Origin of the sequence: Undibacter mobilis (genome assembly GCF_003367195.1) — a bacterium.
In the GTDB taxonomy this organism is placed as follows: domain Bacteria; phylum Pseudomonadota; class Alphaproteobacteria; order Rhizobiales; family Xanthobacteraceae; genus Pseudolabrys; species Pseudolabrys mobilis.
Map to the genome: position 1 here is coordinate 1,961,851 of NZ_QRGO01000001.1, position 18,479 is coordinate 1,980,329.

Genomic DNA, 18,479 nt, shown 5'->3' on the forward strand with positions numbered 1-18,479 from the left:
CGCGAACGCGCAACGCAACGTTCAAGTCTAATCCGAAGAACCATAACCTAAGTGAGGGAGGATACGATGAAATACCAGAAGACATTGTTGCTTGCGGCGGCGGTCGCGTTGACCGCGGCATTGCCGGCGAACGCCCAGGATACGATCAAGATCGGCTCGTCGCTCGGCCTGACCGGCTACGGCTCGCTGACCGACGCGCACTGGCGCGACGGTCTCGTTGCGGCGATCGAACGGCTTAACAGCCAGGGCGGTGTGCTTGGCAAGAAGTTCGAGCTCGTCACCGAAGACAACAAGTCGACGCCGCAACAGGCGGTCGTCGTCTACCGCAAGATGATGTCCGAGGATAAGGTCGTTGCCTTCAACTCCGGCTGCATCTCGGCCGGCAACTTCGCCGCCGCGAGCTTTGTCACCAAGGCGAAGCTGCCGATGTTCCTCTGCTCGATCCTGCCGCGTCAGCCGGAAGAGGTGAAGTGGGCGTTCCAGTTCCTGCCGCCGCCGAAGTACGAAGTGGACACCCGCTACAAGTACCTCAAGGAGAAGACCCAGGTCCGCAAGATCGGCCTGCTCGCCGATCCGAGCCCGTACGTCACGCTGATGAAGGGCATCGCCGAGAAGACCGCCGCTGAATTCGGCCTCGAAGTCGTTGCCAGCGAGACCTATCAGCAGGACGACTCGGACTTCAGCGTTCAGATCGGCCGTATCAACGCCGCCGGCGCCGGCGCCGTCATCATGCTGGGTCAGGGCAACGCGGTCGTCACCGCCGCCAACAACATCCGCAGCCTCGGCCTCAAGAACATGCTGATGCTCGGCTCGATCCAGGAGCTCGACATCCATCTCGCCGCCGGCAAGGTGCTCGGCGACCAGTACATGGCGCCGACTCCGATGATCCAGCTCGCGTCGGATGACATCAGCGTTCTCACCGATCCGAAGGCCCGTGCGATCGCGGAGCCGTTCATCAAGGCGATGCGTGACAAGTACGGCCGTGGCGACAATGCTCAGGCCTCGCGCGCCTGGGATTCGATGATGATGATGGCCGAAGCCATGAAGAAGGCCGGCACCACGGACGGCGAGAAGGTGCGCGACACGTTCGAGAAGCTCGGCCAGTATGTCGGCGCCGGCGCGACGTACAACTTCAGCACCGAGAACCACATCGGCATCACCGAGAATCCCTATGTCCTGATCTCGGTCAAGGACGACAAGCTGGTGCGGAAGTAAGATGTCGGCTGACACGACCCATCTGATCGCGGTTCGCGATCTGGCGGCCAGCTACGGCCACATCGAGGCTCTTCGTCCGACGAGTCTCCATGTGGCGCCGGGCGAGTTCGTCACGATCCTCGGGCCGAACGGGGCGGGCAAGACCACCTTGCTCCGCGCTATCACCCGGCTGATCCCCAGCAAGGGGCAGGTCATGTTCAAGGGGCGGGATGTCACCGGCCTCAAGACGCATGACCTGGCCGAGCTTGGCATCATCATGGTGATGGAGGGTCGTGGCCTGTTCGGCGATATGAGCGTGCGGGAGAACCTGCAGCTCGGCGCCTACAAACTGTCGGGCTCGCCGGCCGATATGGACCGGCGGCTCGACAAGGTCTTCACGCTGTTTCCGCGCCTGAAGGAGCGGATCGATCAGACAGCCTCCTCGATGTCCGGCGGCGAGCAGCAGATGCTCGCTGTCGGCCGGGCGCTGATGGCCGAACCGAAGTTGCTTATTCTCGATGAGCCCTCGCTCGGCCTCGCGCCGCGCGTGGCCACCGAAATTCTGTCGACGCTGGGCGCCCTCAACAAGGAGGGACTCGGCATCCTGCTCGTCGAGCAGAAGGCGCCGCTGGCGCTGAAGCTCGCCCAGCGCGTCTATATCCTGTCCTCTGGCAGCGTTCGCGCCGAATTGCCGACGCACGAGATCAAATCGCATCATGACCTCGCCCGCTATTACTTCAGCTAAGCCGCCCGCCGGCCCAGTGAAATTCGCCTCGCGGTTCGACCGCTTCCAGGTCGGGCTCCTTGTCGTGGCCGCGCTGCTGACCTGCGGCGCGCTCGCCTACGGCGGCTTCCTGCTGACCGTCATGCAGCTCGCGATGATCTACGCGATCTTCTGTATCGGCCTGAATTTCTTCATGGGCTATACGGGTCAGGCCTCGTTCGGCCAGAACGCCTTCGCCTGCATCGGCGGTTACGGCAGCGCCATCTTCACAGTGCAGTATGGCTGGGATCCCTTGCCGGCCTTGATTGCGTCGATGGTGATCGCCGGCTTCTTTGCCCTGATCATCGGCTATCCGACGCTGCGCCTGCGCGGCCACTATCTCGCGATGGCGACGTTCTCACTCGGTCTCATCACCTATGACATCTCGATCCACTGGACGAGCGTGACTCAGGGTTACATGGGCTATGCCGGCATTCCGCCGATGGGGATTGGCAGCTTCACGATCGAAAACGAGCGCTGGAAGCTGGTGACGCTGGCCGTGCTCGTGGCCTTCGGCTTTTGGCTGTCGCTACGCATGCGCGATTCGCGGTTCGGCCGCGGCTTGCGCGCGATCTCCGGCAGCGAAAACGGCGCCGCCGCGCTGGGCGTGCGCGTGCCGCGCTTCAAGCTGATCGCCTTTGTCATCGCCGCGCTCTACGCCTCGGCCGCAGGCTCGCTGTTCGCGCATACGATCGGCTTCATCAGCCCCGAAGTCTACGGTCCGCAAATGAGCATCATGACATTCACGATGCTCTTCGTCGGCGGCGTCGGCACCATCGTCGGCCCGATCATCGGTGCGATCGTGACCTCGCTGCTTCAGGAAGTCGTTCGCGGCAGCGGGCACTTTCAGGACATCGCTTACGCCGTCGTTCTGCTGGTCACGCTGATCTACGCGCCCAAGGGCCTGTCGGCGCTTGGCAGCCTGTTCCGGCGCAAGAAGAAGGAGGCGTGACCATGGCACTCCTTAAAGTCAAAGGCCTGACCAAGCGTTTCGGCGGCCTTGCTGCCAACAACGACATCAGCCTGGACGTGCCGCAAGGCAGCCTGTTTGCGGTCATCGGCCCGAACGGCGCTGGCAAGACCACATTCTTCAACATGATCTCAGGCTTCCTCGGCTCGACCGCCGGCAGCATCGAGTTCGACGGGCGCGACGTCACCAAGGCGCCGCAGCACGAGATCGCGGCGATGGGCCTCGTGCGCACGTTCCAGCTCGTGCAGCTCTTCAAGGGCATGTCGGTTGCCGAGAACGTCGAGGTTGGTTGCCATCTTGCGACACGCGGCGGCGTTGCTGCGTCGCTGTTCCGGCCGGCCTGGTTTCGCAAGCAGGAAATCGAGGTGCGCGAGCGCGCCTACGAACTTCTCGAATTCGTCGGCCTGTCCGCCCAGGCCGATATCGATTCCGAACTGTTGCCCTATGGCCAGCAGCGTCTGCTGGAGGTGGCCCGCGCCTTGGCGGCCAAGCCGAAGTTGCTGCTGCTCGATGAGCCGGCCGCCGGCCTGAACACACAGGAAACCGAGGGCCTCGCCCATATCATCCAGAAGATCAACGCACAAGGCACGACCGTCCTGCTCATCGAGCACGACGTCGCGCTGGTCACGCGCATCGCTCATCGCATCGCGGTGCTGGATTTCGGCAAGAAGATCGCCGAAGGCACGCCCGACGAAATCAAGGCCCACCCGGAAGTCATCGCCGCCTATCTGGGCGTGGAAGAGGTTGAAAATGCCTAGCGCCGTCGAACTGATCCAGAGTCTCGTCAACGGTGTCGGCATCGGTCTGATTTACGGCCTGATCGCCATCGGCTTTTCCGTCATCTACAACGCCAGCGGCATCGTCAACTTCGCCCAGGGCGTTTTCGTCATGCTCGGCGGCATGTTCGCGCACACCTTGCTGGTGCGTTACGGCCTGCCGATCTGGCTGTCGGCGATTGTGTCCACCATTCTGGTCGCCGGCGCGGGCGTGCTGGTGCAGATTTTCGTCATCAATCCGATGTGGCGCCGCAATGCGCCGCTGTTTGCCATCATCCTGGCGACGCTCGCCGTGCAGCTGCTGATCGAACAGATCATCATCCTGACCCTTGGCGATCAGCCGCGCACCTATCCGGAGTTCACCGCCGGTGGTCCGCTCAAGGTTGGCCCGATTGCGATCGCCTATCAGCAATTCTGGGTTCTCGGTTGCGGCGCGCTGCTGGTGTTCGCGCTGACGCAGTTCTTCAACCGGACTCGCATGGGTCGCGCCTTGCGTGCCTGTGCGCAGAATCGCGAAGCGGCGGCGCTGCTGGGCATTCCGGTCGAGCGCATGCTCATCGTCGCTTTCGCGCTCAGCGCCGGTCTGGGCGCCATCGCCGGCATCCTGATCACGCCGACGCAGTACACGGCCTATCTCGTCGGCACGCCTTACGGCATCAACGGCTTCATCGCCGCCATCATTGGCGGTTTCGGCAGCCCTGTGGCCGGTCTGGTGGGCGGCGTCCTGCTCGGAGTCATCCAGTCGGAAGCCATTGTCTTCTTCGGGGCCGGCTTCAGGAACATCATCTCGCTATCGGTGCTTCTGATCGTGCTGATGTACTTCCCGAAGGGGCTGTTCGGCGGGCTCGAGAAGAAAGCCTGAGAAGGCGCTTCCGGCAAGTTTCGTCATCAAGAGTGCAAGTAATGAATGTTCTGCTGGTCTACGCGCATCCGGAGCCAACCTCGTTCACCGGAGCGCTGAAGGATATCGCGCGTGATACGCTAACCGCCGCCGGCCACCACGTCGAGGTGTCGGATCTCTACGCTGAAAACTTCAATCCTGTGGCCGGCCGCCACGACTTCACCACCGTGCACGACGCCAAGCGGTTTCACTATCAGAACGAACAGGGCCACGCCCACGCCAATGCCGGCTTCGCGCCCGATCTGGCGCGTGAGCAGCAGCGCATCCTCAAGGCTGACATGATCGTCTGGCTGTTCCCGATCTGGTGGGGCGGCGTGCCCGCGATCATGAAGGGTTGGTTCGACCGCGTCATGGCCTTCGGCTTCGCCTATGCCGATGGAAAGCGTTTCGACAGCGGCTTCTTCAGGCGCAAGATCGGTATGCTGTGCCTGACGACAGGCGGCACGGTGGAGCGGTTCTCGGCTGGTAATGTCTACGGTCCGGTCGAGCAGGTGCTCTATCCGACGCAGCACCTGATGGTCGAATACATGGGCATGAAGACCTATCCGCCCTTCGTCGCCTATGCTTCGCCACGCATCGACGAGGCCGGCCGCAAGGCCTACCTGAAGCAGTGGAGCGAGAAGCTGCTCGAGATCGCGGCCGAGAACGCGCCCCGTGAGGCAGCGCAAGCCTAGGAATTGAAAGCAGGCACCATGAGCGACGCTCAGACGATTTACCCGCTGGCCGGCAAGGTCGTCATTGTCACCGGTGGCTCGCGTGGCATCGGCGCCCAGGTGGCGCGCCGTTTCGGGGCTGCCGGCTGCAAGGTGGCGGTGTTCTATCGCAGCGGTGCCGACGCTGCCGCCAAGGTCGTTGGCGACATCAACGCCGCGGGCGGGCAGGGCCTGGCCATTGCCGCCGATATTGCTGACCCCGAATCGGCCAAAGCGGCGGTCGATAGCGTGGCCGCGAAGTTCGGACGCATCGACGTCGTCGTGAATGGCGCGGGCATTGCCGAGTACCGGCCGTTCGAGAAATCCGACGCCGCGCTGTTCCATTCGACCTTCAACACCAATGTGCTCGGCACCATCGCGGTGATCCAGGCGGCGCTGCCGCATCTGCCATCGCCCGGCGGCCGCATCATCAATTTCTCATCGGCGCTGGCGACGCGGCCGATTCCGAATTCGGCGATTTATTCGGCCTCCAAGGGCGCGATCACCACGTTGTCGCATGCGCTGGCGCGGGAGTTCGGTCCGCGCGGCATCACTGTCAACACCATTGCGCCCGGCGTCATCGAGACCGAGATGACCACCAAGATTCTCGCGGAGCGCGGCGACGCCATCAAGGCGATGACGCCGCTCGGCCGCATCGGCCAGCCGGACGATATCGCCGGGGTCGCGCTGTTTCTGGCATCGCCCGATGCCGACTGGATGACGGGTCGTACATTCATCATCGACGGCGGCGTGAGCACGATCTGAGGGGCGGCGTTCCGGGAGGAACTGCCATGCAGGACGGCAAGCAAGAGCAGACTGAAAAGGGCGCGAATCGGCCGCGCCGGGACGACGTTGAGAAGCTGCTGGTTGGCGCGATTGATTTACATTGCCACAGCGGCCCCGCGGCCATGCCGCGAATCCTCGACCACCATGAAGCGATGCGGGACTGCGCCGAAGCCGGTTTCCGCGCTTTGGTCTACAAGGACCACTTCTATCTCGGGACGCCGCACGCGATCATGCTCGAGAAGCTGGTGCCCAACACCGGCGTCAGATTGTTTTCGGGCATCGCGCTGAACAACGCCGTCGGCGGCATCAATCCGCATGCCGTGAACCATGCGACGATGATCGGCGCCAAGATCGTCTGGATGCCGACTTTGTCGGCCGAGAACCACATCGCGCAGACCTCGGGGCAGGCCAAGACCTTCCCGAAGACGACGCAGAAGATGCTCGAGCCGATTCCGCTCAGCGCGTTGGATGCGAGCGGCAAACTGTCCGACGACACCAGGAAGGTGCTCGACCTCATCGCAGAAGCGGACATTATCCTCGCTGGCGGCCATTTGCCGGCGTTCGAACTGCATCTGGTCTTCGATGAGGCAAAGAAGCGCGGCGTCAAGAAGATGATGGTCAATCATCCGACTTATGTCGTCGGCTGCACCGACGAGGACATCAGGCAGATGGTCTCGAACGGAGTGTTTATGGAGCACTCGATCTGCATGTTCGTCGAGGGGCGCTCGAAGAAATATGGGCCGGACAAGCTCAAGCATCTGATCGACATCGCCGGCGTTGACCGCACCGTGCTGTGCTCCGATCTGGGGTTGGTCGGGTCGCCGCGGCCGGTGGACGGCTATCGCGAAATCGTCGCCACGCTGCTCGACCTGCAGGTGCCCGAAGCCGATATCCGCAAGCTCATCGGCGGGAATGCCGCCTCGCTTCTTAATCTGGATGCCTGACGGTCGGGAGCACAAGGCCGCGGCAGTTGCCGACTCGCGATCCGATCCGATAAACGAGGGGCATGACAGGCACGCTTTTTCTGGTCGTGGGTCCGAGCGGCGTCGGCAAGGACACGTTGCTCGACGGCGCGCGTAGCCGGTTGTCCGGCGATCCGCGCTTTGTGTTTGCCCGCCGGGTCATCACCCGCGCCGCCGATGCCGGAGGTGAGGACCACGAGGCCGTGACGACCGAGGAGTTTGCGCGGCGCAAGGCGACCGGCGGTTTTCTGCTCACCTGGGCGGCGCATGGCCTGAACTATGGATTGCCTGCGGCGCTGTTGGACGCGCTGGCTGCGGGGCGCACCGTGGTTGCCAATGGTTCGCGCGCGACTATCGCCGAACTGGGCCAGATCGTGCCGCGTCTCACCATTGTCGAGATCACGGCGCCGCCGGAAGCGGTGGCCGCCCGATTGCGCGCGCGCGGTCGCGAAGACGAGGCCCAGGTTGCCGAGCGCATTGCGCGCGCCGTGCCGGCCCTGCCGGCCGGCGTCGATGTCGTCCGCGTTGTCAATGATGCTGATGTCGCGAGCGGCGTTGCCAAGCTGGTGGCCGTCTTGTCGGCGCCGAGGCCGTGACGCCCCGCTTGGACATGTGCCGGGGGATGCGCGGTTAGGCTTTCGGCGGTTTGGCGGCGAGCTTCTTGGCGATGCGCGCGATGTCGACCACCATGCGCTCATGCGTGCCTTTGCCGATCTCCTCGACTTCGTCACGTGCCGTAACGTCAAATTCGAGGCGGCGGCCGTCCACTTTGGTCACCACGGCTTCGGCCGTCACAGTGTGGCCGGCGGGTGTTGCGGCGAGATGCCTGATATTGACCACGGTACCGACCACGCTCTCGCCCGGTTCGAGATAATCGCGCACGGCGTTGAGCGCGGCGTTTTCCATGATCGTCACCATCATCGGCGTGGCGAAGACCGGTGGCAGCACGGCATCCTTGAACTGGCTGGCCAGATGGGCCGGCGTCACGCGCAGCGTAAAGGTGCCTTTGGCTCCGACCGGGACGGGACGCATGTCTGCTCCTTCAACCGTGCTGGCGCGGAATGTGGCTGATCGCCGGCGCCAGCAACGCCAGCAGCATACCGCATATGGCAATCGGCAAGAAGGCCATTGCCGCAATGTGCGTGAGGTCCCACAACGCGCCACTGATCACCGGCACAATCACGGCGCAGGTGTAACTGATGGTGAACATCGCCGCGGTAACGCGATGGACGTCGTCCGGCGGGCTGAGCAGAGGCGGCAGCGCGAGCACCAGAATGAGGATCGCCGCTGCGGCAAAACCCTGCAACGTCGCCGCCGCGACCAGCCAGATGCCGGTGCCGAAAACGATTCCGGCGGTCGCGCCAATGCACAGCACACCGCACACGACATAGGGCCAGATTTTCCGTTCGAGTCTTCCGGCGACCGCGAGCAGCAGCGCCGACGCCGGCAACTGGCCGATGTTCAGCCCCGACAGCGCCGCGCTGATCCAGGCGTCCTGACCGGTGCTGCGCAGATAATCCGGGATAAAAGCATTGGTGGCGAAGTAGATGGCGTTGATGGTGCCGAGCATGATGCCGAGGCGCCAGATCAGCAGATTGCGCCAGTCCGGCCACCATTTGCGTTTGACCACCGCCGCGCCGGCGAAGGTCGCCGGCCGCGGCGCCATGATCAGCACCAGCACTGCAATGATGGCGACCGGGACGCTCCAGAACACAAAGCCCATCTGCCAACTGCCGACCAGAGGCAGCACGACAACAAGCATCAACGCCACAGGAAGAATTTCACCGACGATGAGGCCATTGGTATAGACCGCGGTGGCAAAGCCGATGCGGCTCGGCACCCAGGCCCGCACCGCAGTCGGCATGGTCACCTGCATGATGGCGACACCGGCGCCCATCGCGACGGTCATGGCATAAAGCCACCACACATCGGCAACGGTGCCGCGCAGGGCTCCACCCACCGCCGTGATCATGAGGCCCGCGACCAGCGCGGCACGGACTCCGAAACGGGCGATCAATAGCGAGCCCGGCACCGCGGCGATGGCCAGCAGCATGGAGGGCAGGCCGGTGAGAATACCGACCTGCGTTGCGCTCAGCGCCAGGTCGTCGTGGATCAGCGGGATGACCGGTGGAACGGCAAGAATGGTCAGGCGCAGCGCATTGCCGGCGAGCCACAATAAAGCGAGCGCGGTGATGAGGCGGGCCGGCGCAGAACCGTCCGCGGTCGATGAAGAAGATCCCGGCATTTCCCAGCAGCACATAAGGCCGGGTCTTATTGCTTGATATCGCCCGGCGCGCTGCGTGCCATAACACAGGCTTCCGCGTCATGCACGCAGCACAGGCAGGTGCGCACCGCATGGGTCGACGCCGCCGAAAAATCGCTCAGTCTGCGGTGATCATGCGCCGCACCAGATCGGGCAGCTTGTCGGTTGTCGCATTGAATTGGGCGCCGCGGATACCGAAGGCGGTTGCCGCCGCGATGTCGATATCCTTGTCGCCGATCATGAAGCTGCGCGCGCGGTCGATAGGCCAATCGCGCGCGGCCTGCTCGAACATGCCGGTGCCGGGCTTGCGGCAATCGCAGCGCATTGTATAGGCCGCAACCTTGCCGTCGGGGTGATGCGGGCAGTAATAGAAAGCATCGATATGCGCGCCGCGCGCGGCGAGATAGCCCCGCATATGCGCGTGCAAGGCGGCGACAGCAGCCTCGTCGTAGAAGCCGCGGGCGACGCCCGACTGATTGGTCACGACGATGACGAGAAAACCGGCGTCATTAAGCAGCCGGATCGCCTCCGGCACGCCGTCGATCCACGTCAACTGATCGGCGCGGTGGACATATTCGCGATCGACGTTGAGCACGCCGTCGCGGTCGAGAAAGGCGGCCGGCCTTGACGTTTCCGGCGCCGGCATCAGGTCGTCCCGTTCGGTGCCGGATGGACCGCGATGTCGGCGGGTTTCGTCCGCCGCGCGCCGCTGGCCACCCAGACGATGCCGCCGATCGCGCCGATGGCGAAGAACGTGATGCCGATCAGCACCGATACGACCAGACCGTCGCTCTGCGGCAAGCCGGCGTAGGAAAACGCCACGATCATGCTGCCTTCGCGGACGCCCCAGCCGGCGATCGAAATCGGCACGGTGGCGATCAGGAGCACGGGCGGCACCATGAACAGCAGCAATTCGATATTCACCGACGCCGATACCGACTGCACCATGCACCAGGTGGCGAGCACGGTCATGAAGTGAACCACGAAGGACAGCGCAAGGATGATCGAAAGCGTGCGCCACGAGCCGCAGATGCGCCAGGCCGTGCGCGACACTTCCACCAGATGCCGCGTTGGCGCCCAGTGCATCAGAGGCTTCCAGTGGATACGGCCGATGGCGAGAAAGACGAAGGCGCCGGCAAAGGCGCCGAAGCCGATCAGGATCAGCACGATGCGCGCCACCGGATCTTGCACCAGCGCGAGAGTCCAGGGCAGGCAGATAAACACCAACAGGGTCAGCGCGAAGATGCCGGCGACGCGATCGATCAGCACCGAATAGGTCGCGCCGGCCCAGCCCCCTTGTTCGCGTGCCAGCATGTAGATGCGCGCGGCATCGCCGCCGACCGTGGACGGCAGCACTTGATTGAAAAACAATCCCACAAAGCTCATGCGCAGAACCGCGTCATAGCGCGGCGCCAGTCCGCAGCCTTGCGCGATCATCCGCCAGCGCGCGGCGAGGATGAACAGCTGCGCCGCGAGAATGGCGAGCGAAGCGGCGATCCACCCGGCATGCAGACGGCTCAGGCGTTCGCCGAGCGCGGCGAGGTTCACCGAACGCAGCGAAATATAGAGCAGGAGAATGGAGATGGCCGCTTTGGCGAGCAGCATCAGCGAGCGCCGCATGGGCGGGTGACCTTGTTGGCGCGCCCCTCAGGCGACAGGCGGCCGTGAGACGATCATTTCGCCTTCGCTTGGCATGCCGGTCCGGCCGGCGCAAGACGTATGCCGCGCCTCGCCGGTGGCACCGGCATTTGAATGCCGGCGCACCGTGTCAGGAAAGGATAGTCCCAATCGCGTTGTAAAGAATCTTGAGTTCGGCAAGGATCGAATCGGCTTCGGAACCGCTGGTGCTGAGGGGCTCGCCAAGGGCGATACTCAGGCGGGCTTCCCGGCCGTCATAGTTCAACACAAGTCCAATCGAGGACGGCGCGATCCGGCGGGCGACGGGACTCTGGTGTACAATCCTCCAAACCGGCATAGCGGAATCCATTACCTGTCTCGCTCCATTTGGCGAATCAGCGATGCATACACGTTATAGTTGTAATCAAATCTGAGATCAACACCTGAGGCTCCCATTGCGACCCTCGCCGGGACGGCCTATGCCCTTCCGGCCGCAGGATATTATGCGCCTTCGGCAGGCGGCGAAAATTCGCTATATTGGTCCGGCCTCTAGAGCACAGGTGACTTGTGAACTACGCGTCGAGCACACCCGAGGTTTCGGCCCGGCAGGGCGACACCGCGCCCGACATTACCGTGGTGGGCGGCGCCGGCCATGTCGGCATCCCGCTGGTGCTGGCCTTTGCCGAAGCCGGGCTGACCGTCAACGTCAACGACCTGAACGAGAAAACCCTGGCGACCTTGCGTGCCGGCAAGCTGCCTTTCATCGAATATGGCGCCGCCCCGCTGCTGGCCAAGGCGCTGGCCGAGAACCGCCTGGTCTTCACCTCGACCCCGGGCGCCATCCGCGGCAACGGCCCGGTGGTGGTCACGATCGGTACGCCGGTCGACGAATTCCTCAATCCCGTCACCGCCGCGGTACAGAAGTGCATCGACGACCTGCTGCCGCATATCAATGACGAGCAACTCATTGTCCTGCGCTCGACGGTATTTCCCGGCACCACCGACTGGCTGCACGACTATCTCCAGCGCCTTGGCCGCAAGAACCGCATCGCCTTTTGTCCGGAGCGCGTCGTGCAAGGCTACGGCATCAAGGAACTGGCGGAGATGCCGCAGATCGTCAGCGGCACGACACCGGAAGCCGAAGCCGAGGCCGAGGCCTTGTTCGCCCGCATCGCGCCCGAGGTGGTGAAGGTCAAGCCGATCGAGGCTGAGCTCGCCAAGCTCTATGCCAATGCCTATCGCTACATCGAGTTTGCCGCGACCAACCAGTTCTACATGATCGCCAAGTCGGCCGGCGCCGACTACACGGCGATCATGAAGGCGATGAAGCACAACTATCCGCGCGCCCGCACGCTGCCCGGTCCTGGCTTTGCCGCTGGCCCGTGTCTGTTCAAGGACACGATGCAGCTCGCCGCTTTCGCGCGCAATCAATTCAACATCGGCCACGCCGCGATGCAGATCAACGAAGGGCTCGCCCTTCACATGATCGAGGATCTCAAGCGGCAGTTCGACCTGTCCAGCATGACCGTCGGTCTGCTGGGCATGGCGTTCAAGGCCGAGATCGACGACGTCCGCGCTTCGCTGAGCTACAAGATCAAGCGCACGTTGCTGACCAATGCCCGCGACGTGCTGACCACCGATCCCTTCGTCACCACCGATCCGTCGCTGCTTCCGCTCGACGAGGTCGTCAAGCGCAGCGATCTGCTCATTCTGTGTACGCCGCATTCGGCCTACAAGGAACATGACTTCGCCGGCAAGCCGGTGGCCGACATCTGGGGCTGCCTCAAGAATGCCAACGTGGTCTATTGAGCCACGGCGCCCCCATGAGCGTCGAAAGCGACATGACCGCGCGGCTCGATATCGTCATTCCGGTCTACAACGAAGGCCCGAATATTCTTTCGACGCTAGGTTCGCTGCGCGATAACGTGCGCACGCCGTTTCGCGTGCTCATCTGTTACGACCGACCCGACGACGATACCCTGACCACGATCGACGCGCATCGCGACCGTCTCGGCGGCATGGCCATCGACTATGTCCGCAATCCCGGCCGCGGCGCCCATGGCGCGGTGATGGCCGGTTTTGCCGTGAGCACTGCGCCTTTCGTGATTGTGCTGCCGGCCGATGACGATTTCAACGGCGGCATTCTCGATGGCATGGTGGCAAAGGCCGCGGCGGGCGCCGATCTGGTTTGCGCCAGCCGTTTCATTCCGGGCGGCAGTATGGTCGGCTGCCCCTGGCTCAAGGCCACCTTGGTGCGCACGGCCGCCTTTACGCTGCACCATGTTGCGCGGCTGCCGACGCACGATCCGACCAGCGGGTTCCGCCTGTTCTCGCGCCGCGTCATCGACGCGATTGCCGTCGAATCCGACAGCGGCTTCTGCTATTCCATCGAATTGCTGGTGAAATGCCATCGCCTCGGCTGGCCGGTTGCCGAAGTGCCGGCGCAGTGGATCGAGCGCACCAAGGGTGCCAGCCGCTTCCGGGTGCTGCACTGGTTGCCGGCCTATCTTCGCTGGTATCGTTACGCCTTCGCCACGACCTTCCTGCGCCGTCCGGCCAACTCCGTCACCTTGCGTCAGACCTGGAAGCCCGCGACATGAAAACCCTGACGCCGCGCCAGTATCTGATTGTGCTCCACGATGTCGTCGCGGCCATCGCGGCGATTCTTGTTACCTTTGTCATGCGCTTCGACGTGGTGCAGCTCGCCGCGAAGATGGAAGGTCTCAAGCTCTTTCTGCCGATCTTCGCGGTTTTTGCCGCCGCCGTCTTCTTTCTATTCAGGCTGCACACCAGCAAGTGGCGCTTCACTTCGGTGCCCGATCTGTTCAACATTGTGCGCGCCTCTTCGGTGCTCGCGGTGTCGCTGGTTGCGCTCGACTATGTGCTGTTGTCGCCGAACGTCTATGGCGAGTTCTTCTTCGGCAAGATCACCATCCTGCTTTACTGGGTCCTCCAGATGTTTTTCCTGGGGGGCGGGCGCATCGCCTATCGCTATCTGCATTATATGCGGACCTTGCAGCGCGTCCGCGTGGCGGATGCTGCGCCGACCCTGATCCTCGGCCGCACGGCAGATGCCGAAGTGCTGATCCGCGCCATCGAAAGCGGGGCCGTGAAAAAGATCTGGCCGGTTGGCATTTTGTCGCCGTCATCGTCCGACCGCGGCCAGTCAATCCGCTCGATCCCGGTGCTCGGCGATCTCAGCGACCTCGAGCGCGCGGTCTCCGACCTCGCTGATCGCGGCACTCAGGTCACGCGCATCGTCATGGTGCCGTCGGCCATGATCCCGGAGGTGAAACCGGAATCGCTGTTGGTCCGTGCGCGCCGGCTCAATCTCACGCTGAGCCAGTTGCCGTCGCTCGACGGCGACGCGGCCGTACAACTGCTGCCGGTATCGGTTGAGGACCTGTTGCTTCGCCCGACTGCCAAAATCGATTACCAGCGGCTCGAGCACTATATCAAAGGCAAGTCGGTCGTTGTGACCGGCGGTGGTGGTTCGATCGGTTCGGAGATCTGCGAGCGTGTCATCGCCTTTGGCGCGGCGCGGCTGCTCATTCTGGAGAATTCCGAGCCGGCGTTGCATGCGATCACCGAGAAGCTGAAGACAGTGCAGAGCAGCGCCGAATTGCTCGACCGCATCGCCGACATACGCGACCGTGCGCGCATCGCGCGGCTGATCGCCGAATTCAAGCCGGATATCGTTTTCCACGCCGCGGCTCTCAAGCATGTGCCGCTTCTGGAGCGTGACTGGGACGAAGGTGTGAAAACCAATGTGCTCGGTTCGGTGAACGTCGCCGATGCGGCGGCCGCGGCTGGTGCGTCTGCCATGGTGATGATCTCGACTGACAAGGCCATTGAGCCGGTGTCCATGCTCGGCGCGACCAAGCGCATGGCGGAAATGTATTGCGACGCGCTCGATGCCGATCTGAGGCGCCGTGCCGTGCCCGGCGAGACGCCGATGCGGCTCATCTCGGTGCGCTTCGGCAATGTGCTCGCCTCCAATGGCTCGGTGGTGCCGAAGTTCAAGGCGCAGATCGAAGCCGGCGGCCCGGTCACGGTGACGCATCCGGACATGGTGCGTTATTTCATGACCATCCGCGAAGCCTGCGATCTCGTTGTCACTGCAGCCAGCCACGCCCAGGGCGACGGTGAGAACCGCGCGTCGGTCTATGTGCTCAACATGGGCCAGCCGGTGAAGATCGTCGATCTGGCCGAGCGCATTATCCGCCTGTCGGGCCTCGAACCAGGCCGCGACATCCAGATTGCTTTCACCGGCGTCCGCCCCGGCGAACGTCTGCACGAAATCCTGTTTTCCAGCGAAGAAGAGATGGCCGAGATCGGTTTGGCAGGCATCGTGGCGGCTAAGCCGGTGCAGGCCTCGCTCGATGCGGTTCGGGTCTGGCTCGCGACCGTGGAGCAGGCGATCGAGCGCAATGAGCGTGAAACGATCTACGACGTGCTGCGCGCCGCGGTGCCTGAGTTCCGCGGCGAGGCGGCCTGAGTTTTCGGCGTTTTTCGTCGAACGTCCAAACGGGAACCTGGCACGGCCTTTGGCCGTTGTCTGTGAGCCGCCTCATGGGCAGAGCGGCCATGGAGGACGCTGTGACCGAAAAGCCAAGACAACACGCCGAAAAAGAACGCGAGCGCATCAAGAACGAAGAGGATGAGGTCGTCTCCAGTTCCGATCAAAGCTTCCCTGCCAGCGATCCGCCGTCATTCAATCCCGGCATCACCGGCCCGACCGATGTCGAGCCGCTGGAGAAGGAAGCTGAAAAGAAGCAGAAGAAGTAACGCGTCGACCGCGCATTCATCTTCGATAGATCAGAAGCCTGCGCCGAAACCGGCGCGGGCTTTTTTGATCAGTTGATTCTGACTGGCTCGCGCAATGTGTGGCGCGCGAATTTGCGCGGCGGCATCGGCTTTCCAAAAAAGAAGCCTTGGATCACATCGAAGCCGAGTTCGCGCGCCATGACGAAATCGGCGCGGGTTTCGACGCCCTCCGCCACGGTACGGGCGCCGAGCTGATCGGCCAGTTCGACGATGCTGCGGCATGTGGTTTGCTTGAGTCGGTCGTTGGCTACGCCATCGACGAATTCCCGGTCCACCTTGATCTCGACGAAGGGACAGTCGCCGATTTCCAGGAGAAATGGCCAGTCGGCGCCGAGATCGTCGATCGACAGGCCGATATTGAAGTATCGCAACTGGCGTGCCGCACTGCGGGCGAGTTCGATATTGCTGGCCAATTCGTTGCTGTTAACTTCGACGATTAGACCTTCGAAGGCCGGATGCTGCGGCAACCGCATGATCAGCGACTCGATCGCCAGGGGATCGCTGAAATAAGTCAGCGGCAGGTTGACCGCGAGTTCGATGTGGCCATGGTCGGCGGCGAAGTCCTGCCAGTCAGCGGCGGCGCGGGACAAGACGAAGAACGACAGTTCGGCAAAATTCGGATCGTCCGGGTCGGGCAGGAAGTTCGCCGGCGGCACGATGCCCCATGTCGGATGCCGCATGCGGATCAGGGCTTCGGCGCCGTCGATGGTCAGCGAGCGCGCATTGATCTTGGGCTGATACCAGAGCTCCAGCCAGCCGGCCCGCAGGGCCTGCGCGGCGTCGAGCGTCGGCAATATGACCGGCTCCTGCGGGGCGAGCCTGCTGACCGCCTGGCGCAAGGTTTCGTCGCTGAATGGCGTCGGCAGCAACGGCAGCATGTTGAGTGAAAGGCTTTCGCCGAGTTCGTACAGGGCTTCGACCATCGGCAGTTCGGCCGGCGCAAAGATCATGATCTGCCCGTCGAAACCGGTCGCGGCCAATGTTTCGAGGGCGCGGCTGGCGGTCAGTCCGCCGGCCGAGAGGCCGAGCATGACGAGATCCATCTTGCGGCCGGCGGTGAGGTTGACGAGCCTGTCGCTGCCGCCGTCTTCGACGATGAAGCCCATGTCTTCGAGCGCGTCGCGCACGAAGTTGCGGATATGCGGCTTGTCGTCGGCGATGACAACGCTTGGTCTGACGCGGCGACGTCCGAATTCATTGAGTGAAACGGCGTTTGTCGGTGGCTGCTGGTTCATCATGGCGCGACCCTGGGTTTCGATCGGGCCAATTTAGCGTCGCCGCCGGGGCAGATCTTACCTCCGCAGAGTCATGCACCGCTATAGGTCGCTTTAGGATTAATCGAGCGAATGCAATTCAACTCTGCATTCAATTGTCTTTGTGGCGCGCCGCTAGGTGATAACGCGCACCGGCTTGCCGTCGAGAAAGGCGCGGATGTCTTCGACGATGTCCGGATAGAACTTGCGATAGGTCTGTTCGCTGACATAGCCGAGATGCGGCGTCAGCACGACATTGTCGAGCTTGCGATAGGGATGATCGACCGGCAGCGGTTCGATCTCGAACACGTCGAGGCCGGCGCCGGCGATGCGCTTGTCGTCGAGCGCCTTCAAGAGCGCCGTCTGGTCGACGATCGGCGCGCGCGCCGTGTTGATGAGGTAGGCGTCCTTCTTCATGCGGCCGATATCGTCGGCGGTGATCAGGCCGCGCGAGCGGTCGCTCAGCACCAGATGAATGGTGACGATGTCAGCCTGCGCGAACAGCTCCTCGCGGGTCGCGTAGGTCGCGCCGCCTTCCTTGGCCTTGTCTGGCTTCAGGTTCTGGCTCCAGGCGATGACGTTCATGCCGAAGGCCTTGCCGACCGCGGCGACCCGGCTGCCGAGCTTGCCGAGGCCGACAATGCCCAGCGTCAGGCCTTCGAGATCGCGGCCGATGGTGACCTGCCACGGCTCGCCCGCTTTCATCCGCGCATTCTCGTGGCCGATATGGCGGGTCAGTTCGAGCATCAGCCCGAAGGCGATGCCGACCGTGGGATTGCCGAAGGTGCCGGTGCCGCACACGGTGACGCCGCGCTCGGCGGCGGCGGCAAGGTCGAACGAATTGTTGCGGGCGCCGGTGGTGATCAGCAGTTTCAGGTCCGGCAGCGCCTCGATCACGGCGCGCGGGAAGGGCGTGCGCTCGCGCATGCCGGCGACGATCTGGAAGCCCTGGAGCTGCGCGATGGTCTCGGCCTGATCCTTGAACGGCTTGTCGAACACCGTGATCTCGACCTCGCCCGCCACCGGCGACCAGTCGGCGAATTTGAGGGCCACGCCCTGGTAGTCGTCGAGAATGGCGGCCCGGAGCATGGTTGTTTCCTTCCCAAAGTGTGCTTGTCGCAACGCCCGGATTGAACCGGGCGGCGCCACCTTACGGACGGAGCCGGGAAAGGAAAGGGTAGCGGCGGCGGATCAGTTCTGCGTCTGGCCGCGCTTCTTGGCGCAGGCCGGGCCGGGGCCGCGCATGTAATGCCGTTCCGGCCGGTAGGGATGGAACATCAGGCGGGAGAGGTCGCGCCAGAAGCGGGCGGCCGAGTGGCCGAGGCTGACGACGGGGCGGTGCAGGAAGCCCGCCGCGGAACCGGAAATGGCCGAGATCGCCCGACCCATGACACCAGAGTCCTTCTTGAGGACGGGACACCCCGCCCGGCCACGACGGCCGTTCTGGCGCGCCATGGTCTTGTTGCAGCCGATGA

At 63.5% G+C, this 18,479-nt stretch carries 20 protein-coding genes; 13 read left to right on the top strand and 7 right to left on the bottom strand.

Going from position 1 to position 18,479, the window contains the following annotated elements:
• The first annotated feature begins 66 nt into the window (after positions 1-66).
• From DXH78_RS09210 to phnN, 9 genes are all read left to right on the top strand, one after another.
• Entirely contained in the window at positions 67-1,215 is a 1,149-nt protein-coding gene (locus tag DXH78_RS09210; RefSeq protein ID WP_115516749.1) for an ABC transporter substrate-binding protein, read from the top strand.
• Between the two features lies 1 nt (position 1,216).
• Positions 1,217-1,939, top strand: coding sequence for an ABC transporter ATP-binding protein (locus DXH78_RS09215; RefSeq protein WP_115516750.1), 723 nt, complete (start codon positions 1,217-1,219; stop codon positions 1,937-1,939).
• Positions 1,911-2,909 carry a branched-chain amino acid ABC transporter permease gene (locus DXH78_RS09220; protein ID WP_115516751.1) on the top strand — a complete coding sequence of 333 codons (999 nt, stop codon included), beginning with the start codon at positions 1,911-1,913 and terminating at the stop codon, positions 2,907-2,909. Before DXH78_RS09215 ends, DXH78_RS09220 begins: the two co-directional genes overlap by 29 nt.
• A gap of 2 nt (positions 2,910-2,911) precedes the next feature.
• Positions 2,912-3,685: an ABC transporter ATP-binding protein gene (locus DXH78_RS09225; RefSeq protein ID WP_115516752.1), complete on the top strand. Its 774-nt coding sequence runs from the start codon at positions 2,912-2,914 to the stop codon at positions 3,683-3,685.
• Entirely contained in the window at positions 3,678-4,565 is an 888-nt protein-coding gene (locus DXH78_RS09230; protein WP_115516753.1) for a branched-chain amino acid ABC transporter permease, read from the top strand. Before DXH78_RS09225 ends, DXH78_RS09230 begins: the two co-directional genes overlap by 8 nt.
• A gap of 41 nt (positions 4,566-4,606) precedes the next feature.
• Positions 4,607-5,278, top strand: coding sequence for an NAD(P)H-dependent oxidoreductase (locus tag DXH78_RS09235; RefSeq protein ID WP_115516754.1), 672 nt, complete (start codon positions 4,607-4,609; stop codon positions 5,276-5,278).
• Between the two features lie 18 nt (positions 5,279-5,296).
• Positions 5,297-6,061 (top strand): SDR family NAD(P)-dependent oxidoreductase, encoded by a 765-nt coding sequence (locus DXH78_RS09240; RefSeq protein WP_115516755.1) that lies wholly within the window; start codon positions 5,297-5,299, stop codon positions 6,059-6,061.
• Between the two features lie 26 nt (positions 6,062-6,087).
• Entirely contained in the window at positions 6,088-7,026 is a 939-nt protein-coding gene (locus DXH78_RS09245; protein ID WP_115516756.1) for a DUF6282 family protein, read from the top strand.
• Between the two features lie 62 nt (positions 7,027-7,088).
• Positions 7,089-7,640, top strand: coding sequence for a phosphonate metabolism protein/1,5-bisphosphokinase (PRPP-forming) PhnN (gene phnN / locus DXH78_RS09250; RefSeq protein ID WP_115516757.1), 552 nt, complete (start codon positions 7,089-7,091; stop codon positions 7,638-7,640).
• 34 nt (positions 7,641-7,674) lie between these two features.
• Here phnN and DXH78_RS09255 read toward each other — a convergent pair whose 3' ends face one another.
• From DXH78_RS09255 to DXH78_RS09270, 4 genes are all read right to left on the bottom strand, one after another.
• Positions 7,675-8,076 (bottom strand): thioesterase family protein, encoded by a 402-nt coding sequence (locus tag DXH78_RS09255; protein ID WP_115516758.1) that lies wholly within the window; start codon positions 8,074-8,076, stop codon positions 7,675-7,677.
• A gap of 10 nt (positions 8,077-8,086) precedes the next feature.
• Positions 8,087-9,289, bottom strand: a complete 1,203-nt coding sequence (locus DXH78_RS09260) for an MFS transporter (RefSeq protein WP_115516759.1) — start codon at positions 9,287-9,289, stop codon at positions 8,087-8,089.
• 136 nt (positions 9,290-9,425) lie between these two features.
• Complete coding sequence (locus DXH78_RS09265) at positions 9,426-9,953, bottom strand: D-glycero-alpha-D-manno-heptose-1,7-bisphosphate 7-phosphatase (protein WP_115516760.1); 528 nt, start codon at positions 9,951-9,953, stop codon at positions 9,426-9,428.
• Positions 9,953-10,927: a lysylphosphatidylglycerol synthase transmembrane domain-containing protein gene (locus tag DXH78_RS09270; RefSeq protein WP_115516761.1), complete on the bottom strand. Its 975-nt coding sequence runs from the start codon at positions 10,925-10,927 to the stop codon at positions 9,953-9,955. Before DXH78_RS09270 ends, DXH78_RS09265 begins: the two co-directional genes overlap by 1 nt.
• Before the next feature lie 564 nt (positions 10,928-11,491).
• Here DXH78_RS09270 and DXH78_RS09280 point away from each other — a divergent pair.
• The 4 genes from DXH78_RS09280 to DXH78_RS09295 all read left to right on the top strand — a co-directional run bounded on the left by DXH78_RS09280 (position 11,492) and on the right by DXH78_RS09295 (position 15,712).
• A complete protein-coding gene (locus DXH78_RS09280; protein WP_210209529.1) occupies positions 11,492-12,733 on the top strand; it encodes a nucleotide sugar dehydrogenase in 1,242 nt (413 codons plus the stop codon).
• A gap of 14 nt (positions 12,734-12,747) precedes the next feature.
• Positions 12,748-13,524, top strand: coding sequence for a glycosyltransferase (locus DXH78_RS09285; protein WP_115516763.1), 777 nt, complete (start codon positions 12,748-12,750; stop codon positions 13,522-13,524).
• Complete coding sequence (locus DXH78_RS09290; protein ID WP_115516764.1) at positions 13,521-15,422, top strand: SDR family NAD(P)-dependent oxidoreductase; 1,902 nt, start codon at positions 13,521-13,523, stop codon at positions 15,420-15,422. Before DXH78_RS09285 ends, DXH78_RS09290 begins: the two co-directional genes overlap by 4 nt.
• Before the next feature lie 101 nt (positions 15,423-15,523).
• Positions 15,524-15,712, top strand: a complete 189-nt coding sequence (locus tag DXH78_RS09295) for a hypothetical protein (RefSeq protein ID WP_147292599.1) — start codon at positions 15,524-15,526, stop codon at positions 15,710-15,712.
• Between the two features lie 68 nt (positions 15,713-15,780).
• On the opposite strand, the gene DXH78_RS09300 is transcribed toward DXH78_RS09295, so the two are convergent.
• The 3 genes from DXH78_RS09300 to DXH78_RS09310 all read right to left on the bottom strand — a co-directional run bounded on the left by DXH78_RS09300 (position 15,781) and on the right by DXH78_RS09310 (position 18,459).
• Entirely contained in the window at positions 15,781-16,989 is a 1,209-nt protein-coding gene (locus DXH78_RS09300; RefSeq protein ID WP_245416781.1) for an EAL domain-containing response regulator, read from the bottom strand.
• A gap of 150 nt (positions 16,990-17,139) precedes the next feature.
• Positions 17,140-18,093 carry a D-2-hydroxyacid dehydrogenase family protein gene (locus DXH78_RS09305; protein WP_115516766.1) on the bottom strand — a complete coding sequence of 318 codons (954 nt, stop codon included), beginning with the start codon at positions 18,091-18,093 and terminating at the stop codon, positions 17,140-17,142.
• A gap of 102 nt (positions 18,094-18,195) precedes the next feature.
• A complete protein-coding gene (locus DXH78_RS09310) occupies positions 18,196-18,459 on the bottom strand; it encodes a hypothetical protein (RefSeq protein WP_168192649.1) in 264 nt (87 codons plus the stop codon).
• Between the last annotated feature and the right edge of the window lie 20 nt (positions 18,460-18,479).

Bases quoted from the DNA above. Each gene is read 5' to 3' on its own strand.
- DXH78_RS09240 (WP_115516755.1), top strand. From the start codon at position 5,297: ATGAGCGACGCTCAGACGATTTACCCGCTGGCCGGCAAGGTCGTCATT.
- phnN (WP_115516757.1), top strand. From the start codon at position 7,089: ATGACAGGCACGCTTTTTCTGGTCGTGGGTCCGAGCGGCGTCGGCAAG.
- DXH78_RS09220 (WP_115516751.1), top strand. From the start codon at position 1,911: ATGACCTCGCCCGCTATTACTTCAGCTAAGCCGCCCGCCGGCCCAGTG.
- DXH78_RS09235 (WP_115516754.1), top strand. From the start codon at position 4,607: ATGAATGTTCTGCTGGTCTACGCGCATCCGGAGCCAACCTCGTTCACC.
- DXH78_RS09245 (WP_115516756.1), top strand. From the start codon at position 6,088: ATGCAGGACGGCAAGCAAGAGCAGACTGAAAAGGGCGCGAATCGGCCG.
- DXH78_RS09300 (WP_245416781.1), bottom strand. From the start codon at position 16,989: ATGATGAACCAGCAGCCACCGACAAACGCCGTTTCACTCAATGAATTC.
- DXH78_RS09290 (WP_115516764.1), top strand. From the start codon at position 13,521: ATGAAAACCCTGACGCCGCGCCAGTATCTGATTGTGCTCCACGATGTC.
- DXH78_RS09260 (WP_115516759.1), bottom strand. From the start codon at position 9,289: ATGCCGGGATCTTCTTCATCGACCGCGGACGGTTCTGCGCCGGCCCGC.
- DXH78_RS09310 (WP_168192649.1), bottom strand. From the start codon at position 18,459: ATGGCGCGCCAGAACGGCCGTCGTGGCCGGGCGGGGTGTCCCGTCCTC.
- DXH78_RS09305 (WP_115516766.1), bottom strand. From the start codon at position 18,093: ATGCTCCGGGCCGCCATTCTCGACGACTACCAGGGCGTGGCCCTCAAA.
- DXH78_RS09225 (WP_115516752.1), top strand. From the start codon at position 2,912: ATGGCACTCCTTAAAGTCAAAGGCCTGACCAAGCGTTTCGGCGGCCTT.
- DXH78_RS09255 (WP_115516758.1), bottom strand. From the start codon at position 8,076: ATGCGTCCCGTCCCGGTCGGAGCCAAAGGCACCTTTACGCTGCGCGTG.
- DXH78_RS09285 (WP_115516763.1), top strand. From the start codon at position 12,748: ATGAGCGTCGAAAGCGACATGACCGCGCGGCTCGATATCGTCATTCCG.
- DXH78_RS09270 (WP_115516761.1), bottom strand. From the start codon at position 10,927: ATGCGGCGCTCGCTGATGCTGCTCGCCAAAGCGGCCATCTCCATTCTC.
- DXH78_RS09215 (WP_115516750.1), top strand. From the start codon at position 1,217: ATGTCGGCTGACACGACCCATCTGATCGCGGTTCGCGATCTGGCGGCC.
- DXH78_RS09210 (WP_115516749.1), top strand. From the start codon at position 67: ATGAAATACCAGAAGACATTGTTGCTTGCGGCGGCGGTCGCGTTGACC.
- DXH78_RS09230 (WP_115516753.1), top strand. From the start codon at position 3,678: ATGCCTAGCGCCGTCGAACTGATCCAGAGTCTCGTCAACGGTGTCGGC.
- DXH78_RS09265 (WP_115516760.1), bottom strand. From the start codon at position 9,953: ATGCCGGCGCCGGAAACGTCAAGGCCGGCCGCCTTTCTCGACCGCGAC.